Source organism: Ralstonia soli, assembly GCF_023955655.1.
Classification (GTDB): Bacteria; Pseudomonadota; Gammaproteobacteria; order Burkholderiales; family Burkholderiaceae; genus Ralstonia; species Ralstonia soli.
In genome coordinates this window covers 172,220-187,464 of sequence record NZ_JAMXHT010000007.1, presented here as the reverse complement: position 1 = coordinate 187,464, position 15,245 = coordinate 172,220, and the positions used below count along the sequence as shown (strand labels likewise).

General features: G+C 64.6%; 16 protein-coding genes. 3 read left to right on the top strand and 13 right to left on the bottom strand.

What is annotated here, in order from left to right:
• Positions 1–31: 31 nt before the first annotated feature.
• Complete coding sequence (locus NG900_RS19425) at positions 32–817, top strand: hypothetical protein (protein ID WP_252683002.1); 786 nt, start codon at positions 32–34, stop codon at positions 815–817.
• Positions 818–897: 80 nt separating this feature from the next.
• On the opposite strand, the gene NG900_RS19420 is transcribed toward NG900_RS19425, so the two are convergent.
• The 9 genes from NG900_RS19420 to NG900_RS19380 all read right to left on the bottom strand — a co-directional run bounded on the left by NG900_RS19420 (position 898) and on the right by NG900_RS19380 (position 10,105).
• Positions 898–1,326, bottom strand: coding sequence for a hypothetical protein (locus NG900_RS19420; RefSeq protein ID WP_252683001.1), 429 nt, complete (start codon positions 1,324–1,326; stop codon positions 898–900).
• Between the two features lie 23 nt (positions 1,327–1,349).
• The gene (locus NG900_RS19415; RefSeq protein WP_252683000.1) at positions 1,350–2,132 is read right to left on the bottom strand and encodes a COG4705 family protein; all 783 of its coding nucleotides are present in this window, start codon (positions 2,130–2,132) and stop codon (positions 1,350–1,352) included.
• A 99-nt stretch (positions 2,133–2,231) separates the two neighbouring features.
• Positions 2,232–3,101 carry an alpha/beta fold hydrolase gene (locus NG900_RS19410; protein WP_252682999.1) on the bottom strand — a complete coding sequence of 290 codons (870 nt, stop codon included), beginning with the start codon at positions 3,099–3,101 and terminating at the stop codon, positions 2,232–2,234.
• Positions 3,102–3,155: 54 nt separating this feature from the next.
• Entirely contained in the window at positions 3,156–4,400 is a 1,245-nt protein-coding gene (gene mhpT, locus NG900_RS19405; RefSeq protein ID WP_252682998.1) for a 3-(3-hydroxy-phenyl)propionate transporter MhpT, read from the bottom strand.
• Positions 4,401–4,475: 75 nt separating this feature from the next.
• Positions 4,476–5,501: a 4-hydroxy-2-oxovalerate aldolase gene (gene dmpG, locus NG900_RS19400; RefSeq protein ID WP_252682997.1), complete on the bottom strand. Its 1,026-nt coding sequence runs from the start codon at positions 5,499–5,501 to the stop codon at positions 4,476–4,478.
• Positions 5,502–5,512: 11 nt separating this feature from the next.
• Positions 5,513–6,463, bottom strand: a complete 951-nt coding sequence (locus NG900_RS19395; RefSeq protein ID WP_252682996.1) for an acetaldehyde dehydrogenase (acetylating) — start codon at positions 6,461–6,463, stop codon at positions 5,513–5,515.
• Between the two features lie 13 nt (positions 6,464–6,476).
• Complete coding sequence (mhpD, locus tag NG900_RS19390) at positions 6,477–7,265, bottom strand: 2-keto-4-pentenoate hydratase (protein WP_252682995.1); 789 nt, start codon at positions 7,263–7,265, stop codon at positions 6,477–6,479.
• 18 nt (positions 7,266–7,283) lie between these two features.
• Entirely contained in the window at positions 7,284–8,243 is a 960-nt protein-coding gene (locus tag NG900_RS19385; protein WP_252682994.1) for a 3-carboxyethylcatechol 2,3-dioxygenase, read from the bottom strand.
• A 2-nt stretch (positions 8,244–8,245) separates the two neighbouring features.
• A complete protein-coding gene (locus NG900_RS19380) occupies positions 8,246–10,105 on the bottom strand; it encodes a bifunctional 3-(3-hydroxy-phenyl)propionate/3-hydroxycinnamic acid hydroxylase (RefSeq protein ID WP_252682993.1) in 1,860 nt (619 codons plus the stop codon).
• A gap of 278 nt (positions 10,106–10,383) precedes the next feature.
• On the opposite strand from NG900_RS19380, the gene NG900_RS19375 reads away from it, so the two are divergent.
• Together NG900_RS19375 and NG900_RS19370 are read left to right on the top strand one after the other, a co-directional pair.
• On the top strand, positions 10,384–11,193 hold the full coding sequence (locus tag NG900_RS19375) for a DNA-binding transcriptional regulator (protein WP_252682992.1): 810 nt from the start codon (positions 10,384–10,386) through the stop codon (positions 11,191–11,193).
• A 406-nt stretch (positions 11,194–11,599) separates the two neighbouring features.
• Positions 11,600–12,136 (top strand): PadR family transcriptional regulator, encoded by a 537-nt coding sequence (locus NG900_RS19370; RefSeq protein WP_252682991.1) that lies wholly within the window; start codon positions 11,600–11,602, stop codon positions 12,134–12,136.
• 7 nt (positions 12,137–12,143) lie between these two features.
• Here NG900_RS19370 and NG900_RS19365 read toward each other — a convergent pair whose 3' ends face one another.
• The 4 genes from NG900_RS19365 to NG900_RS19350 form a co-directional block, all read right to left on the bottom strand.
• Positions 12,144–13,148 carry an NAD(P)H-dependent flavin oxidoreductase gene (locus tag NG900_RS19365; protein WP_252682990.1) on the bottom strand — a complete coding sequence of 335 codons (1,005 nt, stop codon included), beginning with the start codon at positions 13,146–13,148 and terminating at the stop codon, positions 12,144–12,146.
• Positions 13,149–13,194: 46 nt separating this feature from the next.
• Positions 13,195–13,638 carry a nuclear transport factor 2 family protein gene (locus NG900_RS19360; RefSeq protein ID WP_252682989.1) on the bottom strand — a complete coding sequence of 148 codons (444 nt, stop codon included), beginning with the start codon at positions 13,636–13,638 and terminating at the stop codon, positions 13,195–13,197.
• A 116-nt stretch (positions 13,639–13,754) separates the two neighbouring features.
• Positions 13,755–14,222, bottom strand: coding sequence for a universal stress protein (locus NG900_RS19355; protein ID WP_252682988.1), 468 nt, complete (start codon positions 14,220–14,222; stop codon positions 13,755–13,757).
• A 106-nt stretch (positions 14,223–14,328) separates the two neighbouring features.
• Positions 14,329–15,231, bottom strand: a complete 903-nt coding sequence (locus NG900_RS19350) for a LysR family transcriptional regulator (protein WP_252682987.1) — start codon at positions 15,229–15,231, stop codon at positions 14,329–14,331.
• Positions 15,232–15,245 lie beyond the last annotated feature (14 nt).

Below are 15,245 nucleotides of genomic sequence, written 5' to 3'. Positions count from 1 at the left end.
CATTTCCTTCTCCACCCATCAAGAGACGCTTATGCATCAGCCATTTCCGAACAGCATGAAGGCACGCCTGCGCTGCATGTCGCGCTGGATGGCACTCATTGCGAGTGCCGCAATCGCCGGCCCCGTGTTGGCGCAAGGCGGGCCACCCATGGTGACCGATGACCCCGAAACACCCGGCGACGGTCATTGGGAAGTCAACCTCGGTGCGATCGCAACCCGTACACACGGTCGCCTACAGGTGGCTGCGCCCGATGCCGACATCAACTACGGCTGGGGCGACCACATCCAGCTCAAGGCCGACATTCCCTGGACCTTTGTCCGCGACGATGGCCAGCGCTGGAAGTCGGGGCTGGGAACCGGCAACTTCGGCGTGAAATGGCGCTTCATCGATCAGGAACAGGCGGGGTTCTCGGTGTCGACCTATCCGCAGTACAGCCGCAGCATGCTGGATGGATCCACGCGGCGAGGCATTGCGAGCGATGGGCACGAGTTCTTCCTGCCGCTTGAGGTGGCTACCGATGTCGGCGGTTTCGGCGTGTCGACCGAAGTTGGCCGCAACTTCGTCTCGGGGGGCGGCGACAGCCAGTGGGTCGCTGGCATCGTGGCCGGCCACGCTTGCGGTGACGGGCGCGAGTGCATTGCCGAGGTGCGCAGGACGCAGGCGCCCGGCGCGCACCACACGTTGCTCAACCTGGGCATGCACTGGAAGATCAATGACACCTACACGCTGCTGGGTGCCGTCGGCCGCGAGTTTGGTGCGCCCGCCGAAGACCGGCAGCAACTGCTGGTCTACCTGGGCCTGCAGATCACCCGATAGTGCGGTCGTTGCCACGGCGGTGCTCGCCGGGCAACGTCGCGGACATCAACGAGGGTCCTGCAGCGGGCCCTTCGTCAAGTTCAACCGAGCGAATTGAAGGTCTTGAGCAACGCTGCCATGGCCGCGTTGCAGTCGGCGGAGTTTTGCGGGTTGGCCCGCAGTGCCTCCAATGCGCGGTCAATGGCTTTGTCCAGCAGGTGCCAATCTTCCGGCGCCCTGGGTTTCAGGCCGGCTTCCGCCGAGTCCCAGGCGACTTCGAGATCTTTGATCCGCGTTCTGGCTGCGACCAGGTTTCCCTCGTCTACGAAGTTGGCCACGTCGGCGACGATGATCCGAAACGGGGTGAGATCGCCGAGTTTTGACGCCGTGCGCGTTGCAGAGGGTTGGCCGGGGCTCGCAGCGTTTGCATCGATCGGCTTCGAGCACCCTGTCCCGAGCAATAGGACAGCCACGGCAGCCGCAACGGCGGCACAGCGGGGGATGGAGCAGTAGGCATGGCGCATAAGCATTTCCTTGAAGGTGGCGGTGGGAGTTAGTCGGCCGCGTGGGCGTGTTGGGGGCGGCTTGCGCTGAATTGGGCGGCGGCCACCAGCATGACGATCACGGCGAGGAACACGGCGCTGGTCAGCGGCGCGCCCAAGCCAAGGCCGCCGTAGGTCTTGGCCTGCGTGAGCAGATCACCCAGTGCGGCGCCAAATGGACGCGTCAGGATGTAAGCGGTCCAGAACGTCAGTACAGCGTTGCAGCCGCTGCGCCAGGCCAGATAGACGATGGCAAGCATTGCGCCGAACGATATGGCCCCCCAGGTGAAGCCCAGCCCCAAGGCTTCGGTCGCCAGATCACCGGCGGCCGTTCCAAGCGCGAACGTGCAAAGAATGACGCCCCAGTAGAAGCGCTCCCGCCTGCGCGTGACGATGTCCTGGATGGACAACGTGCGTTCCAGCCGATACCAGGCGCCAAAGATGGCAGCCAGTGCGATGGCGAAGACAGCGGTGCTGAGGTAGAGGCTGACGCCCAGGCCATCGGTCAGCCAATCCGTGATCTGGGTGCCGACGATGCTCACCAACACCACGGACAACCAGTAGAGCCACGGGGTGTAGCGTCTGGTGCGCAACTGGGCGGCAAGGGCCACGGCCAGCAGGGCTCCCATCACCAGACGCGTCACACCCTGGCCCCAACCGGCGTTGACCGCCAGAAAGTCGGCGGCCGTCTCTCCGACCGTGGTGGACAGGACCTTGATCACCCAGAACGCGAGGGTGATCTCCGGAACCTTGCTAAGTCCCTGCTGGGACCGGGACGTTTTGAGCGCATCCATGACAGGTATCTCCCGCTGGTGTGTATCCGTTGCGGGCAGTCTGAATGGCAAAACATAGTTGAGACATAGGGCTCGCCATGGTCGAGCGCCGGTGGTGCCTTAATGAGCGAGGAAGTCGATCACCATGCGGTTGAATGCGTCAGCGTGCTCCCACTGCACCCAATGCCCGCAGCGGTTGAAGACGTGCATCTGCGCGTTGGGCAAGCCAGCGAGCAGACGCAGACCGACATCCATTGGCACGAAACGATCGTCGCGGCCCCAGACCACCAGCGTGGGCGCTGCAATTTCGCCCAGGCGCGCACCGTAGTCGGTGAACTGCTTCGGGTTGGCCTCGAGGCTCTTGACGAAGTTTTCGAGGTGGTCGCGGCGCGCGAGCATGTTATCCAGTCGGGCCTGCATCAAATCATCGGTCAGTGAACTGGGGTCGTGCACGAACACGTTCATCATCCGCTTCAGGTTTTCGATGGTCGGCTCGCGGTACAGCCCGTTGAGCAGCTTGATGCCTTCGGTGGGCATGGGAACGAACTGGCTCGGCCCGCCGGTGCCGCCGCCCATCAGCACGAGCTTGTCGACGCGCTTGGGGTTGGCCAGGGCAAAGGCCACCGCGCTGTGTCCGCCCATCGAGTTGCCGATGACGTGCACGCGCTCGATGTCCAATGCATCGAGCACGGCCTTGAGCACCCGGCCGTTGAGCTCTGAACGTGAACCGGTGTTGACCACCGGATCGCTTTTGCTCCAGCCCGGGCAGTCCACCAGCAGCACGCGATAGCCGGCGGCAGCCAGCGGTTCCACGTTGCGGTTGAAGTTGGCCCATCCGCTTGCGCCTGGCCCGGAGCCGTGCAACATGACCACGGTCTGCGCGCCGGTGCCGGTGTCGTTGTAATGAATCCGAAACTCGGTTTCACCATCCTGGATGGTGACGAATTTGCTCGTTGAAGCTTCGGTGAAGGTCTGTACGGTGGCACCCATGATGGCTGTCCTTTGAGGCGGAGAGTTGAACGAGGGAATGTCTGCTCGCATTCGTCAGGCGTTGTGCCCGTCGGCTAGCGCCGCACCGGGTTCCACATGCGAGGAGAAGGAGCCCACAACCATCAACGCGGCAAGCGCGGCGATGATGATGAGCGGAATGCTGGCACCGACGAGCATCGATGGGCTTTGGCCGAGCGCGAACAGCTGTCCCGCAACGAGCGGACCGAGGATCGAACCCAGACGGCCGATGGCAACGGCGGCGCCGACCCCCGTGCCGCGCACCTGCGTCGGATACGCCTGGCCTGCCAGCGCATACAGCGCCGACTGCCCACCCACCAGGAACAGGCCGCAGAAGAACGCGCCACAGAACATCAAGGTGCTTCCCGTTGCGGCTGCCAGCCCGGCCAGCGCTGCCGCAATGCCCGCGTACATGACGATCACCGTCAGCCGCTGGCCGAAGCGGTCCATCACATTGGCGATACCTACGGCGCCGATGCCGGCCCCGATGTTGAACACCATCATGGCGATGCCCGATTGCGCACGGGTCAGGCCGTTTGACAACACCATCGACGGCAGCCAGTTCATCAGGAAATAGAGCACGATCAACGTGCCCAGGTAGCTGATCCACAGGGCCAGCGTGGTTTGTGCGCGCCCGTTGCGCCACAGGGCCTCGACGAAGCCGGGTGTGCCGTTTGCATTGCGCGCTGAGTCCGCTTTCGCGCGCACAAACTGTGCGGACTCATACAGGCACAGTGCCAGCAGGGGCAGCATCAGCAGCGGGCCGAAGCCACCCACATAGAAAATGTGCCGCCAGCTTGCATCGGCCGGGCTGACAATGCCGATTGCTGCGGCCAGTGCGGCCCCAAACGGCATGCCGCAGTACATGGCCCCTACCGCTGTGCTGCGCTGGTGGGAGGCGGCTGCTTCCGAGCACAGCGCGATCAGGTTTGGCATGGCAGCGCCAAGCCCCAGGCCGGTGAGCAGGCGTGCGAGCAGCAGGCTCTGGAAATCCCATACCAAGGTGGTAGCCAGCGAGAAGACGCCGAACAGCGCCACAGATAGCATCAGCACACGCTTGCGGCCGAGGCGATCGGCCAGCCGCCCGCCCAGCGCCGCGCCGGGCAGCAGACCGATGGCGCCGGCGCTGAAGGCCCAGCCCATCTGTGCCACCGAGAGTGAAAACTCCTTGGCGATGCGCGGCGCGGCCACACCGGCCGATTGCAAGTCCAAGCCTTCGAGTAATGCAATGGCCAGGCAGAGGCCGATGGTGGCAGCGGTGCCGGTTCGGGGCGTATTCATGGGTAGTCTCCGATGTCATGGGCTGCTGTGGGTCGCAGCCTCTGTCTGGGGATTTGGCGATCCGAGTGGGTGGTGTTACTGCTGTGCTTCGAGCGCGCGCTTCTTCAGGTCCAGCGCCACGTCGACGATCATGTCTTCCTGGCCGCCCACCATCCGCCGCTTGCCGAGCTCGACCAGGATGTCGACCGTCTTCAGGCCGTACTTCTTCGCGGCCACTTCGGAGTGGCGCAGGAAGCTGGAGTACACACCGGCATAGCCGAGCGCCAGCGTTTCGCGGTCCACGCGCACGGGGCGGTCCTGCAGCGGGCGCACGATGTCATCGGCAGCATCCATCAGGGTGTAGAGGTCGGTCCCGTGATTCCAGCCCAGGCGCTCAGCCGCGGCAATGAACACCTCGAGCGGTGCGTTGCCTGCGCCCGCGCCCATTCCGGCGAGCGATGCATCGATCCGGTCGCAGCCCTCCTCCACAGCGACAATCGAATTGGCCACGCCCAGGCTCAGGTTGTGGTGCGCATGGACGCCCGTTTGCGTGTCCGGCTTGAGCACGTTCTTGAGCGCACGGAAGCGCGCGCGCACGTCGTTCATGCTGAGCGCGCCACCTGAGTCCACCACGTAGATGCAGGTTGCGCCGTAGCTCTCCATCTTCTTGGCTTCCTGCGCGAGATTTTCTGGCGTGGTCATGTGGCTCATCATCAGGAAGCCGACGGTGTCCATGCCGAGTTCGCGGGCGTACTCGATGTGCTGTTTTGAGATATCCGCTTCTGTGCAGTGCGTGGCCACGCGCACGATGCGCGCGCCGGCGTGGTACGCCGCCTTCAGATCGTGGAGGGTGCCAATGCCCGGCAGCAGCAGCGTGGCGATCTTCGCGTGTGAGATCACGTCGGCAACGGCCTCGATCCATTCGAGATCGCTGTGTGCACCAAAGCCGTAGTTGAAGCTCGAGCCTTGCAGGCCGTCGCCGTGAGCCACCTCGATGCTGTCGACCTTGGCCTTGTCCAGCGCACGCGCAATGTCCTGCACGTTCTGGATGGAGTATTGGTGGCGGATGGCGTGGCTGCCGTCGCGCAGCGTCACGTCGGAAATATAGAGTTTCTTGCTCATGTGCGTACTCCTCAGGCCACGGTGGTTTTGAGCATGTTCTCGGCCATGCGCTCGGCGGTGGCCAGCGCGGCGGACGTCATGATGTCGAGATTGCCCGCATAGGCAGGCAGGTAGTGCGCGGCGCCTTCCACCTCGATGAAGATCGAGGTCTTCAGGCCACTGAACTTGCCCAGGCCTGGAATGTTCAGCGGGCTGTCTTCCGGAATCACGTCAAACTGCACGGTCTGCTTCAGGCGGTAACCCGGCACATAGGCGTTGACGGCCTTGGCCATCTCTTCGATGGACGCTTCGACCTGGGCCTGGTCGGCCGCTTCCGACAGCACATAAACGGTGTCGCGCATCATGACCGGCGGCTCGGCCGGGTTCAGGATGATGATCGCCTTGCCCTTGGCGGCACCGCCCACCGCTTCAATGGCCTTGGACGTCGTCTCGGTGAACTCGTCGATGTTGGCGCGCGTGCCGGGCCCCGCCGACTTGCTGCTGATCGACGCGACGATCTCGGCGTAATGTACCTTTGCCACACGCGACACGGCTGCCACCATCGGGATCGTGGCCTGGCCGCCGCAAGTCACCATGTTCACGTTCGGTGCGTCGATATTTGCATCGAGGTTCACCACCGGCACGCAGTACGGGCCGATGGCGGCCGGCGTGAGGTCAATCACGCGCAGGCCGGGCTTGCGCTGGCGCAAGAGCGCATCGTTCTTCACGTGGGCGCCAGCGGAGGTCGCGTCGAACACGAAGTCGATGTCGTCGAAGATGGGAAGGTCCACCAGCCCCTGTACGCCCTGGTGCGTGGTGGCCACGCCCAGGCGCGCGGCTCGCGCAAGACCGTCCGACGCGGGGTCGATACCGACCATCGCCGCCATCTCCAGGTGCTTGCTGTTGCGCAGGATCTTGATCATGAGATCGGTGCCGATGTTGCCTGAGCCGATGATCGCGGCCTTGAGTTTTTCGGAAGTCATGGGATGGCCCTCGTTATTCGGTAAAGGTCGCGCGGACGCTGCCCAGCCCTTCGATGTGGGCGGTGAACGAGCCGGGCTGTGTGACGGCAACCATGGGGCCCAGCGCCCCGGTGAGTACGACATCGCCCGCGCGCAGCGGCGTACCGAGCTGTACAAGGCGGTCTGCCAGCCAGACCGCCGCATTGAGCGGATTGCCCAGGCACGCGCTGCCGTTGCCGCGTGAGAGCACTTCGCCGTCGCGCGACAGCGTCATGGCGCACGCCGCGAGGTCGATGTCCGTCAGTGGAACGGGTCGGCTGCCTAGGACGAACAGCGCGCTCGATGCGTTGTCCGCCACGGTGTCGACGAAGCGGATGTCCCAGTCCTGGATGCGGCTGTCGACCACCTCGATGGCGGCAACCGCGTAGGCCGTTGCGCGCAGCAGGTCGGCAAAGGTGTGCTTTTCGTGTACCAGGTCGCGTTCGAGCACGAGCGCGATTTCCGCCTCGACCTTCGGCTGGATCAGATTGGAAAGCGGCATCGGCTGATGGTCGCCGTAGGCCATGTTGGCGAACAGCGCGCCGAAGTCAGGCTGATCCACGCCGAGCTGCTTCTGCACAGCCAGCGAGGTCAGGCCGATTTTTCGGCCGACGATGCGCTCGCCCGCGGCCACGCGCGCGTCGACATTCGCTTGCTGCACGGCATAGGCTGTTGCCATGTCGTCGAGGGCAATTTCGCCGCGTACCGGCGCAATGGTCCGACGGGTGGCTTGCGCCTGTCGCAGCCGCGCGGCAATGGTGTTCACGATCGTGTGATCGGACATTCGTTTCTCCTGGTTCAATCAGGCTGTCGCAGCCGATGGGGTGTGCGGCACCGCGTGCATGGTGGCGAAGCCTGCAATCCATTCTGGAATGGCGCGGTAGTAGTCGAGTGACGCGCGGTACGGGCCACAGGCGGCCAGCGCGCCGAAGGCGGCCACCCAAGTGCGGATCTCGTGTGCCGATTTGCCGCCGTCGCGGGTGATGGCGTCGTTGGTCATGTCGTCCACCGAGGCGACCTCGCCCGAAGCGAGGCGCGCAAGGAATGCGCGGTCCCATTCGGGGTTGAGTGGGTGCAGGGGGCTGTCGCCCGCCGCGAACGCCCGAGCCGCCGCCACCGTGCGCGCCTGCCGCGCCGCGCGTGATTCGGCCGATGGATTGCGCCCTGCGATCAGCCGCTCGGCGACCTCCGCGGTGGCGCCGGCCAGTTCTGGCACGGGCGGTTCGTGCGAAATACCGCCCGATCCCACCACCAGCACGCGCTTGCCCGTTTGTCCGAGGAAACGCCCCACTGCATCCCCGAGCAGACGAGTGCGGCGCAGCGTGGCCATCGGTGGCGCCACCGAATTGATAAAGACGGGGATGACCGGGTAGCGGTCCAGCCCGCCGGTCAGCGCAGCGAGCGCATCGGCGCAACCATGGTCCACCTGCATGCGGTACGAGAGCGATACGTCCACGTCAGCGTCCAGCACGGCTTGTGCCATTGCGGTAGCCAGATCGGTCGGCACGGGCAGGGTGCCAGCCAGGCTGTTGAAATCGCCGATGGCGTTGGCGGCCGCGCCGATGCAGAAGGGCGGCATCACGTCGTAGAAGAAGCCGTTGAAGTGGTCTGGCGCAAAGATGACGATGAGTTCGGGGGCGAACGCGCGCACGCGTTCCTGCGCTGCGGCCTGCACGCGCGCCACTTCGGCAACCACTTCCGGAGCGGGGTCGACGTAGCCGTGCAGGGGCGTGTGCGAGAGGCATTCCAAATGAATCGGCATCGTCATGCTCCGGCAGTTTGTGCGGCGGCCAGGTCTTCGTGCTGTGGGCGCGCCGATGGCGGCAGCGGCGTCGGCGCGCTGGCCGGCACCGGTGCATCGGCCATGCCAAGCTTGCCGGCAAGCGCGACGATGGCTTCGGACACCTGTTGCGGCGTACACACGCCGGCCACGAATCGATCGGGGCGCAGCAGCACGACGGATTCCGGCAGCCGGCTGAACCAGTCCTTGAGCCGGCCGGTGACATCGCCGATGGCCGTCACGTCTTGCGGCACGTCGTCGCCGTGGGCGAGCTGCACGTCGGGTTTTGCGATGACGAAGCGCACGCCGGCCCGCTCGCACAGTGCGTGCGCCTGCTGCGTCAAACCAAATGTTGGATTCGCGCCCCAGCCGAGGACCACGAAGCCATTGCCGATAGCGTCATCGAGCAATGCGATGCGTCCGTCTGGCGTGCGCACTTTGGGCTGAATGAACAGCCGCCCAACCGGCGAGCCCGCCAGCGTGTCACGGCCATGGACCACGCGTCCGAGGAGGGAATCGCGCTTTTCGCTCATGAGGCCCAGCAGGCGTCCCGGCGCGGAGTTGCCTGCGCGATCGAGTACACGGGCGAGCCAGCCGCCGGTCTTGGCGGGCGGTGGCAGCAGAACCACGCCCTCTTCGTAACGCGGCATGGGCTTGAAGCGCATTTCGACGAAGTAGCGCTTGATCGACGGCACGATGTTGAACGTGCGCACGAATGCATCGCGAAAGCGCACGCCAAACCGCGTGGTGGGCGCGAAGATGTCGCCTGCCACCTCCGACAAATGGATCATCGAGCGCGCGTGCGCCCGGCGCTCGGCGGTGTAGGTGTCGAGCAGGCGATCGCCTGCCATGCCCTTGACCACCATCGCGAGCTTCCAGCCGAGGTTGTTGGCGTCGCGGATGCCGCTGTTGTATCCCTGGCCTTGCCATACCGGCATGATGTGCGCGGCATCGCCGGCCAGCAGGATGCGGTTGACCCGGAAGGTGGACGCGAGCCGCGCGTTGTGGGTGTAGACACGCTTGCGGATGTAGTCGACCTTCTCCGGATGCGCGACGACCTTGCGGATCAGGGCAGCCATGTTCTCGGGCTTGGAGAGCTCTTCCTCCGTTTCGCCCGGCATGACCATGAATTCGAAGCGGCGGATACCGTGCGGAAGCGCCGCCGACACATAGGGCCGCTCGTGATCGCAATGCAGGTAGACATGCGGCGTGCCGATCGGGTCGTTGCGCACGTCCACGACGATCCACTGGTTGGGCTTGGTGCGGCCCTCGAACGGAACGCCCAGCGCACGGCGCACGAAACTGTTCCCGCCGTCGGCTCCGACCACGTACGCCGCACGGACGGTAAGCACATCACCGCTGGCGGTGCACGCCTCGATGCTTACGCCGTCGGCGTCCTGGCGGATGGATTCCACGCCATGGCCAAACAGAATGCGGACATGCTCGAAGCGCTTGAGGCCCTCAAAGAGCACACTGTCGGCCAGCGGCTGGATGAACGCGTTGCGGCGCGACCAGCCGAACTCATCGGTGCGCGGCTCGATGGAGGCAAAGCAATGGCCGCTGCGCGTGACAAAACGCATCCAGTGATCGGGCGTGGTGTGCGGCAGCAGTTCGCTGGTCAGCCCAACGGCCTGGAATACGCGCAACGCTTCGTCGTCCAGCCCGATGGCGCGCGGATAGTCGATCAACTGATCCAGCTTCTCGATGATCGTCACCCGCACGCCCTGGAGGCCGAGAATGTTCGCGAGCATCAGCCCAACCGGGCCTGCACCGACGATAGCAACGTCAGTGGACAACGCTTGTTGACGGTCTTCGCGAGCCGTCGGGGTAGTCAGGGTATTCATGTGTCTCCTTCCTGTAGGCGCGAGTGCGCCCCTGCGCCAGCCATGTGTTGGCGCTTGATGCGATGGACAATTCAGGAGCGGCCGATCGGCCGCGTGTGGATCAGACGCTACTCGCGAGCGCGCGGGTAACTCGGGGAGGGCAGAGCGGGTGGTCAGGCATGAGGGCGTCTCCGTCGGCTTGATTTTGAAAAGGAGTCTAGGCATCGGCCGACGCCCGCTCAACAATTTCTAAAAAATGTGCATAGAATGCACGTCATTGATTTTTAAGGGGATTTTCCATGACGAAGTATGCAAGCGTGCGGGGCCTGGCGCGTGGCCTGCAAGTACTTCGAGCCCTCAATGCGATGGAGAAAGGCCGTGCGACAAGCCAGCAGTTGAGCGAGGCGACCGGTCTGCACCGCACCACCGTGCGGCGCTTGTTGGAGACGTTGGTGGAGGAGAAATGCGTACGGCGCAGCGCGTCGGACGACACCTTCCGCCTGACGCTCGATGTGCGTTCGCTCAGCGAGGGCTTCACCGACGACGAACGCATTGCCACCGTAGCGCCGCCGATCATGGGGCGGTTACTGCAACGCGTGGTGTGGCCGTCAGACCTGACCACGCCCGACGGCGACGCCATGATCATCCGCGAGACGACCCACCGCTTCAGTCCGCTGTCGTTCCATCGTTCTATGGTGGGCCGGCGCCTGCCAATGCTGCTGACCGCGGCCGGACGTGCGTATTTTTCGATGTGTCCGGAACCCGAGCGGGAAGACATCCTGGAAGTCTTGCGTTCGGGCGCGGGCGGGGAGCAGCAGCTCAAGCTCGCGCAAGACGATGCCTACATTCGCAACCTTGTGCGCCAGACACGTGCGAACGGGTTCGGGTCAAACCACGGGGATTGGTCCGATCAGCGCAAGATCGGTGCGGTGGCCGTGGCGATCGAGGCGCAGGGCCGCGTGCTGGCAAGCCTCAATGTTGTGTACCTCGAGCAGGCGATCAGCCCGGCAGAGGCAGTCAGGCGCTTCGTTCCCGAGTTGCAGCGTGCTGCAGTCGAGATGGTGGAGGCGCTGCTCGCGAACGAAGTGACGCTTCCCGGGGAAGCTTGAGCCTTATCTGGCTTGGCCTTGTGTGAGGTGATTGCGTCGAGCCTAGTCGCCGGCATGTCATCGCGGCGGCATGCATTGCCGTTCGAAGGTTGTGCTCGTGAAAGTCGACGTTGCCGAGCGCTTGAGCGAAACGTTGCTGCGCGTCGGCTTCTGAACCGTCCAATGCTGCGGCAAATCGGGCGGGGCACTGCGGAGGCGATCGGATGAATCGGGATCGAAGGCTGCGGCTCGAGGCAGACGTGCGTGCGGTCGGCGAAATCCTGCTGTGTGATCCAGCACGGCAAACAATGCATGACGCGCCCATCACTGTTCTGTAAAGTTCGCAGATCGGACCAGATAGCGGTATTCAACCCCTTATCCTGGGTCATGGATTCCAGAAACAAAGACTTGCGCCAGATCTTCTCTCATGTCCATCCAACACGCGCTGCTCACGTCCCTGCTTGAAAAGCCCTCGTCCGGCTACGAGCTTGCCCGCCGCTTTGACAAATCGATGGGTTATTTCTGGAGTGCCACGCATCAGCAGATCTACCGCGAGCTGGGCCGCATGGCCGAGGCGGGCTGGGTGAGTGCGGAAGAACAGGAAGACAGCCGCAAGAAGACCTACACGGTGTTGCCGCCGGGCCGCGAAGAACTCGCGCGCTGGGTGCTGGAGCCGACGGTGTCGTCGGACAATCGGGAAGAGGTGCTGGTGAAGCTGCGCGCCGAAGCCGTGATCGGCCCGCTCGGTTTTGCCGACGAGATGCAGCGCTTGGTTGAGCAGCACCGCACGCGCCTGAACACCTTCCGCGAGATCGAGCAGCGCGATTTTGCGCGCCCCGATCTCACGCGTGCGCAGCAGCTGCAGCACGCGGTGCTCCAGCGCGGCATCGTTTACGAAGAAGGCTGGCTCGCGTGGGCAGACGATGTACTGCCGTTGCTGGAGCCAGCCTCGATGACTGCTTAAGACGGAATCAGGCCGTCGCCTTGTCACCCGCCGGAGCACGCAGCGCCTCGACGTTGTTCAGGCGGCGGCGTGCCACCTCGAACTCCTCGGCAAAGCGCTTGACGAGTTCTGCCGCCGGCACCACGCGCTTGACCGCGCCCACACCCTGGCCGGCACCCCAGATGTCCTTCCATGCCTTGGCCTTGGCGCCGCCGCCCGAGCCGAAGTTCATCTTGCTCGGATCGGACTCCGGCAGGGCTTCCGGGTCCAGGCCCGCGCTCTCGATACTCTTGCGCAGGTAGTTGCCGTGCACGCCGGTGAACAGGTTCGTGTAGACGATGTCGCTGGCGGTGGATTCCACGATGGCCTGTTTGTAGCCCTCGATCGCGTTGGCTTCTTCCGTGGCGATGAAGGCCGATCCGACGTAGGCCAGGTCTGCACCGGCCGCCAGCGCTGCGAGGATGGCGTTGCCGTTGGCAATCGCGCCCGACAGCAGCAGCGGGCCATCGAACCATTCACGAATCTCGTGGATCAGCGCAAATGGCGAGGTCGTGCCTGCGTGGCCGCCCGCACCCGCGGCCACTGCGATCAGGCCATCCGCGCCTTTTTCGATCGCCTTCTTGGCAAACTTGTTGTTGATCACATCGTGCAGCACGATGCCGCCGTAGCTGTGCACGGCCTGGTTGACGTCTTCACGCGCACCCAGCGAGGTGATGACGATGGGCACCTTGTACTTCACGCACAGTTCCAGGTCGTGCTCCAGGCGGTCGTTCGACTTGTGCACGATCTGGTTGACGGCGAACGGCGCGGACGGCTTGTCCGGATGCTGCGCGTCGTATTCGGCCAGCTCCGTGGTGATGCGCTGCAGCCAGGTCTCCAGCAGCTCGGCCGGGCGCGCGTTGAGCGCCGGGAACGAACCGACCACGCCCGCCTTGCACTGCGCAATCACGAGGTCGGGGTTGGAAATGATGAACAGCGGCGAGCCCACTACGGGCACGGACAGGCGGTGTTGCAGGATCGGCGGCAGCGACATGGCAGTCTCCGTAGGTCTGGATATGGGAATGAAATGGGGCAGCGGTTCAGGCGCCGGCCTTGAGCAAGCCGAGCTTGTCGGCCAGCTTGGCGCCCATGGCGGCACCGAGTGCCTGCAGGCCGGTGGCCGGACGGACCATCACTTCGAACTCGACGATCTTGCCGTCGGCATTGAAGCGGATCATGTCGATGCCCTTGAGCGCTTTACCGCTCACGTTGGCGCTGAATTCAAGCACCACGCTCGCGCCATCGTCGGTGGCGAAGCTGCGGTGGTATTTGAAATCTTCAAAGACGGTGTTGACGGTGCGCAGCACCAGCGTGGTGGCCGTGCGGCCCGGGTAGGGCGTGTGCGCCACGGGTGAGCGGAACACCACGTCATCGGCGAACAGGCCGTCGAGGTTGTCCATGTTGCCGCTCTCGAGCATGACGTGCCAGGCGTCGAGTGTGGCTTGCGCGGGGGCGTTCAGGGTGGAAGGAATCGGCTGCGTCACAGTGGCTCCTGAGCAAAAAATGCAACGGGTTGCATCAATGTGGGGGCACGATAGCACAGCCTTTCTCCACTATGCAACAAGTTGCATAGTGGAGCGATTCGACGCGTCCAGACGGTTCAGCCGGCGCTCGATTCCGGGTGCGGTGCACGTACCACGATGACGGTGCGGTGCGACAGCTTGACCGTGCGCTCGGCCACGCTGCCCAGCAGGATGCGGGCGAGTCCGTGCTTGCCCTGCGAGCCGACCACGATGGTGTCGGCCTGCCAGCGCACCGCCTCGTGTTCCAGCGCGCTGCCGATGTCGTCGTCGGTGGCGTCGAGCATCAGGACGCCGGTTTCGGCGGCGGTGCCGCTAGCGTCGAACTGGCGCTGGAGTTCGACCAGTGAGGCGCTGGCCGTGCGGTGGGCCTCTTCGCGGAGTTTGTCCACACTGTAGATTTCGCGCGATTCAGGCATGGCCGGCGAGCCGACGGCCCAGACTACGCGCACCCGGCCCTGGAATGCGCGGGCGAGCGCGGCGGCTTCTTCCACCGCCAAGTGGGCTTCGTGGGTGCCGTCAAAGGCAGCAAGAATGCGTTGATGCATGGGCGCTCCGCAAGATTGGAATGGGAATGCCGTCACTGTAGCAGCGCGGGTGGGGGATGCTGCACCCGGGTTTGTCTCCGGCTTGCGCGGTATCAAACCGGCAGCGTCAAGCCGATGGCGCGCCCGTATGCGCAGCGTGCGCCATCAACAGATCCAGCAGCCCTTGTGCTGCCACCGACAGGCTGCGGCCGTCGCGCCGGATCACATACAGCGTACGCACCAGGCCCGGCAACGGCAGCGGACGTACCGCCAACTCCGGCAAGCGGAACTGGAACAGCGCCAGCGCCGGGATGACGGTGATGCCCAGATTGGCCGCCACCAGCGCGGCCGCGGTGGCCAGGTGCTCCACCTCCATGCCGCTGCGCAGCTTGGTCGGATGCAGGGCGGCATCGAGGTATTGCCGGATGCTCGTGTTGCGTGCGAGGTGAATGAACGGCGCATCGACAAGGTCGCTCACGCCGATCGAGCGCTTGCGCGCGAGCGGATGATCCTGGTGGCAGACGAGATGGAAGTCGTCCGTGCAGAACGGTTGCGCGGCGAGCCCCGCCATATCGGCGCCGATGGCTGCGATGGCGAAATCCGCTGCACCGCGCCGGACCATATTGATGCACGGATCCGACAGTTGATCGTGCAGCGCCAGCTGAATGCCCGGATGCTGCGCAGAGAACGCTGCCAGCACGCCGGGCAGGATGCCTGCCGCAATCGATGGCAGCGCGGCCACTGTCACGCGCCCCGTGCGTGCGGCCGCACGGTCGCGCAGTTCGGCAAAGGTGGCCTCGAAATCGGCCAGCAGGCGCAGGGCGGAGTCGGCAAAGGCTTCACCTTCGGGCGTCAATTCGACATGGCGTGTGTTGCGGTCGAACAGACGCACGCCGGCATCGGCCTCCAGGTTCTGGATCAGCGCGCTGAAGGCCGATTGCGACAGGTGGCAGGTCTGCGCCGCCTGCGTGAAGTTCTTGTGCTCGCGTAGCGCGGCAAAGGCGCGAAGCTGCTTGACGGAGAGGTTCATGGCGGAAGCCGGGG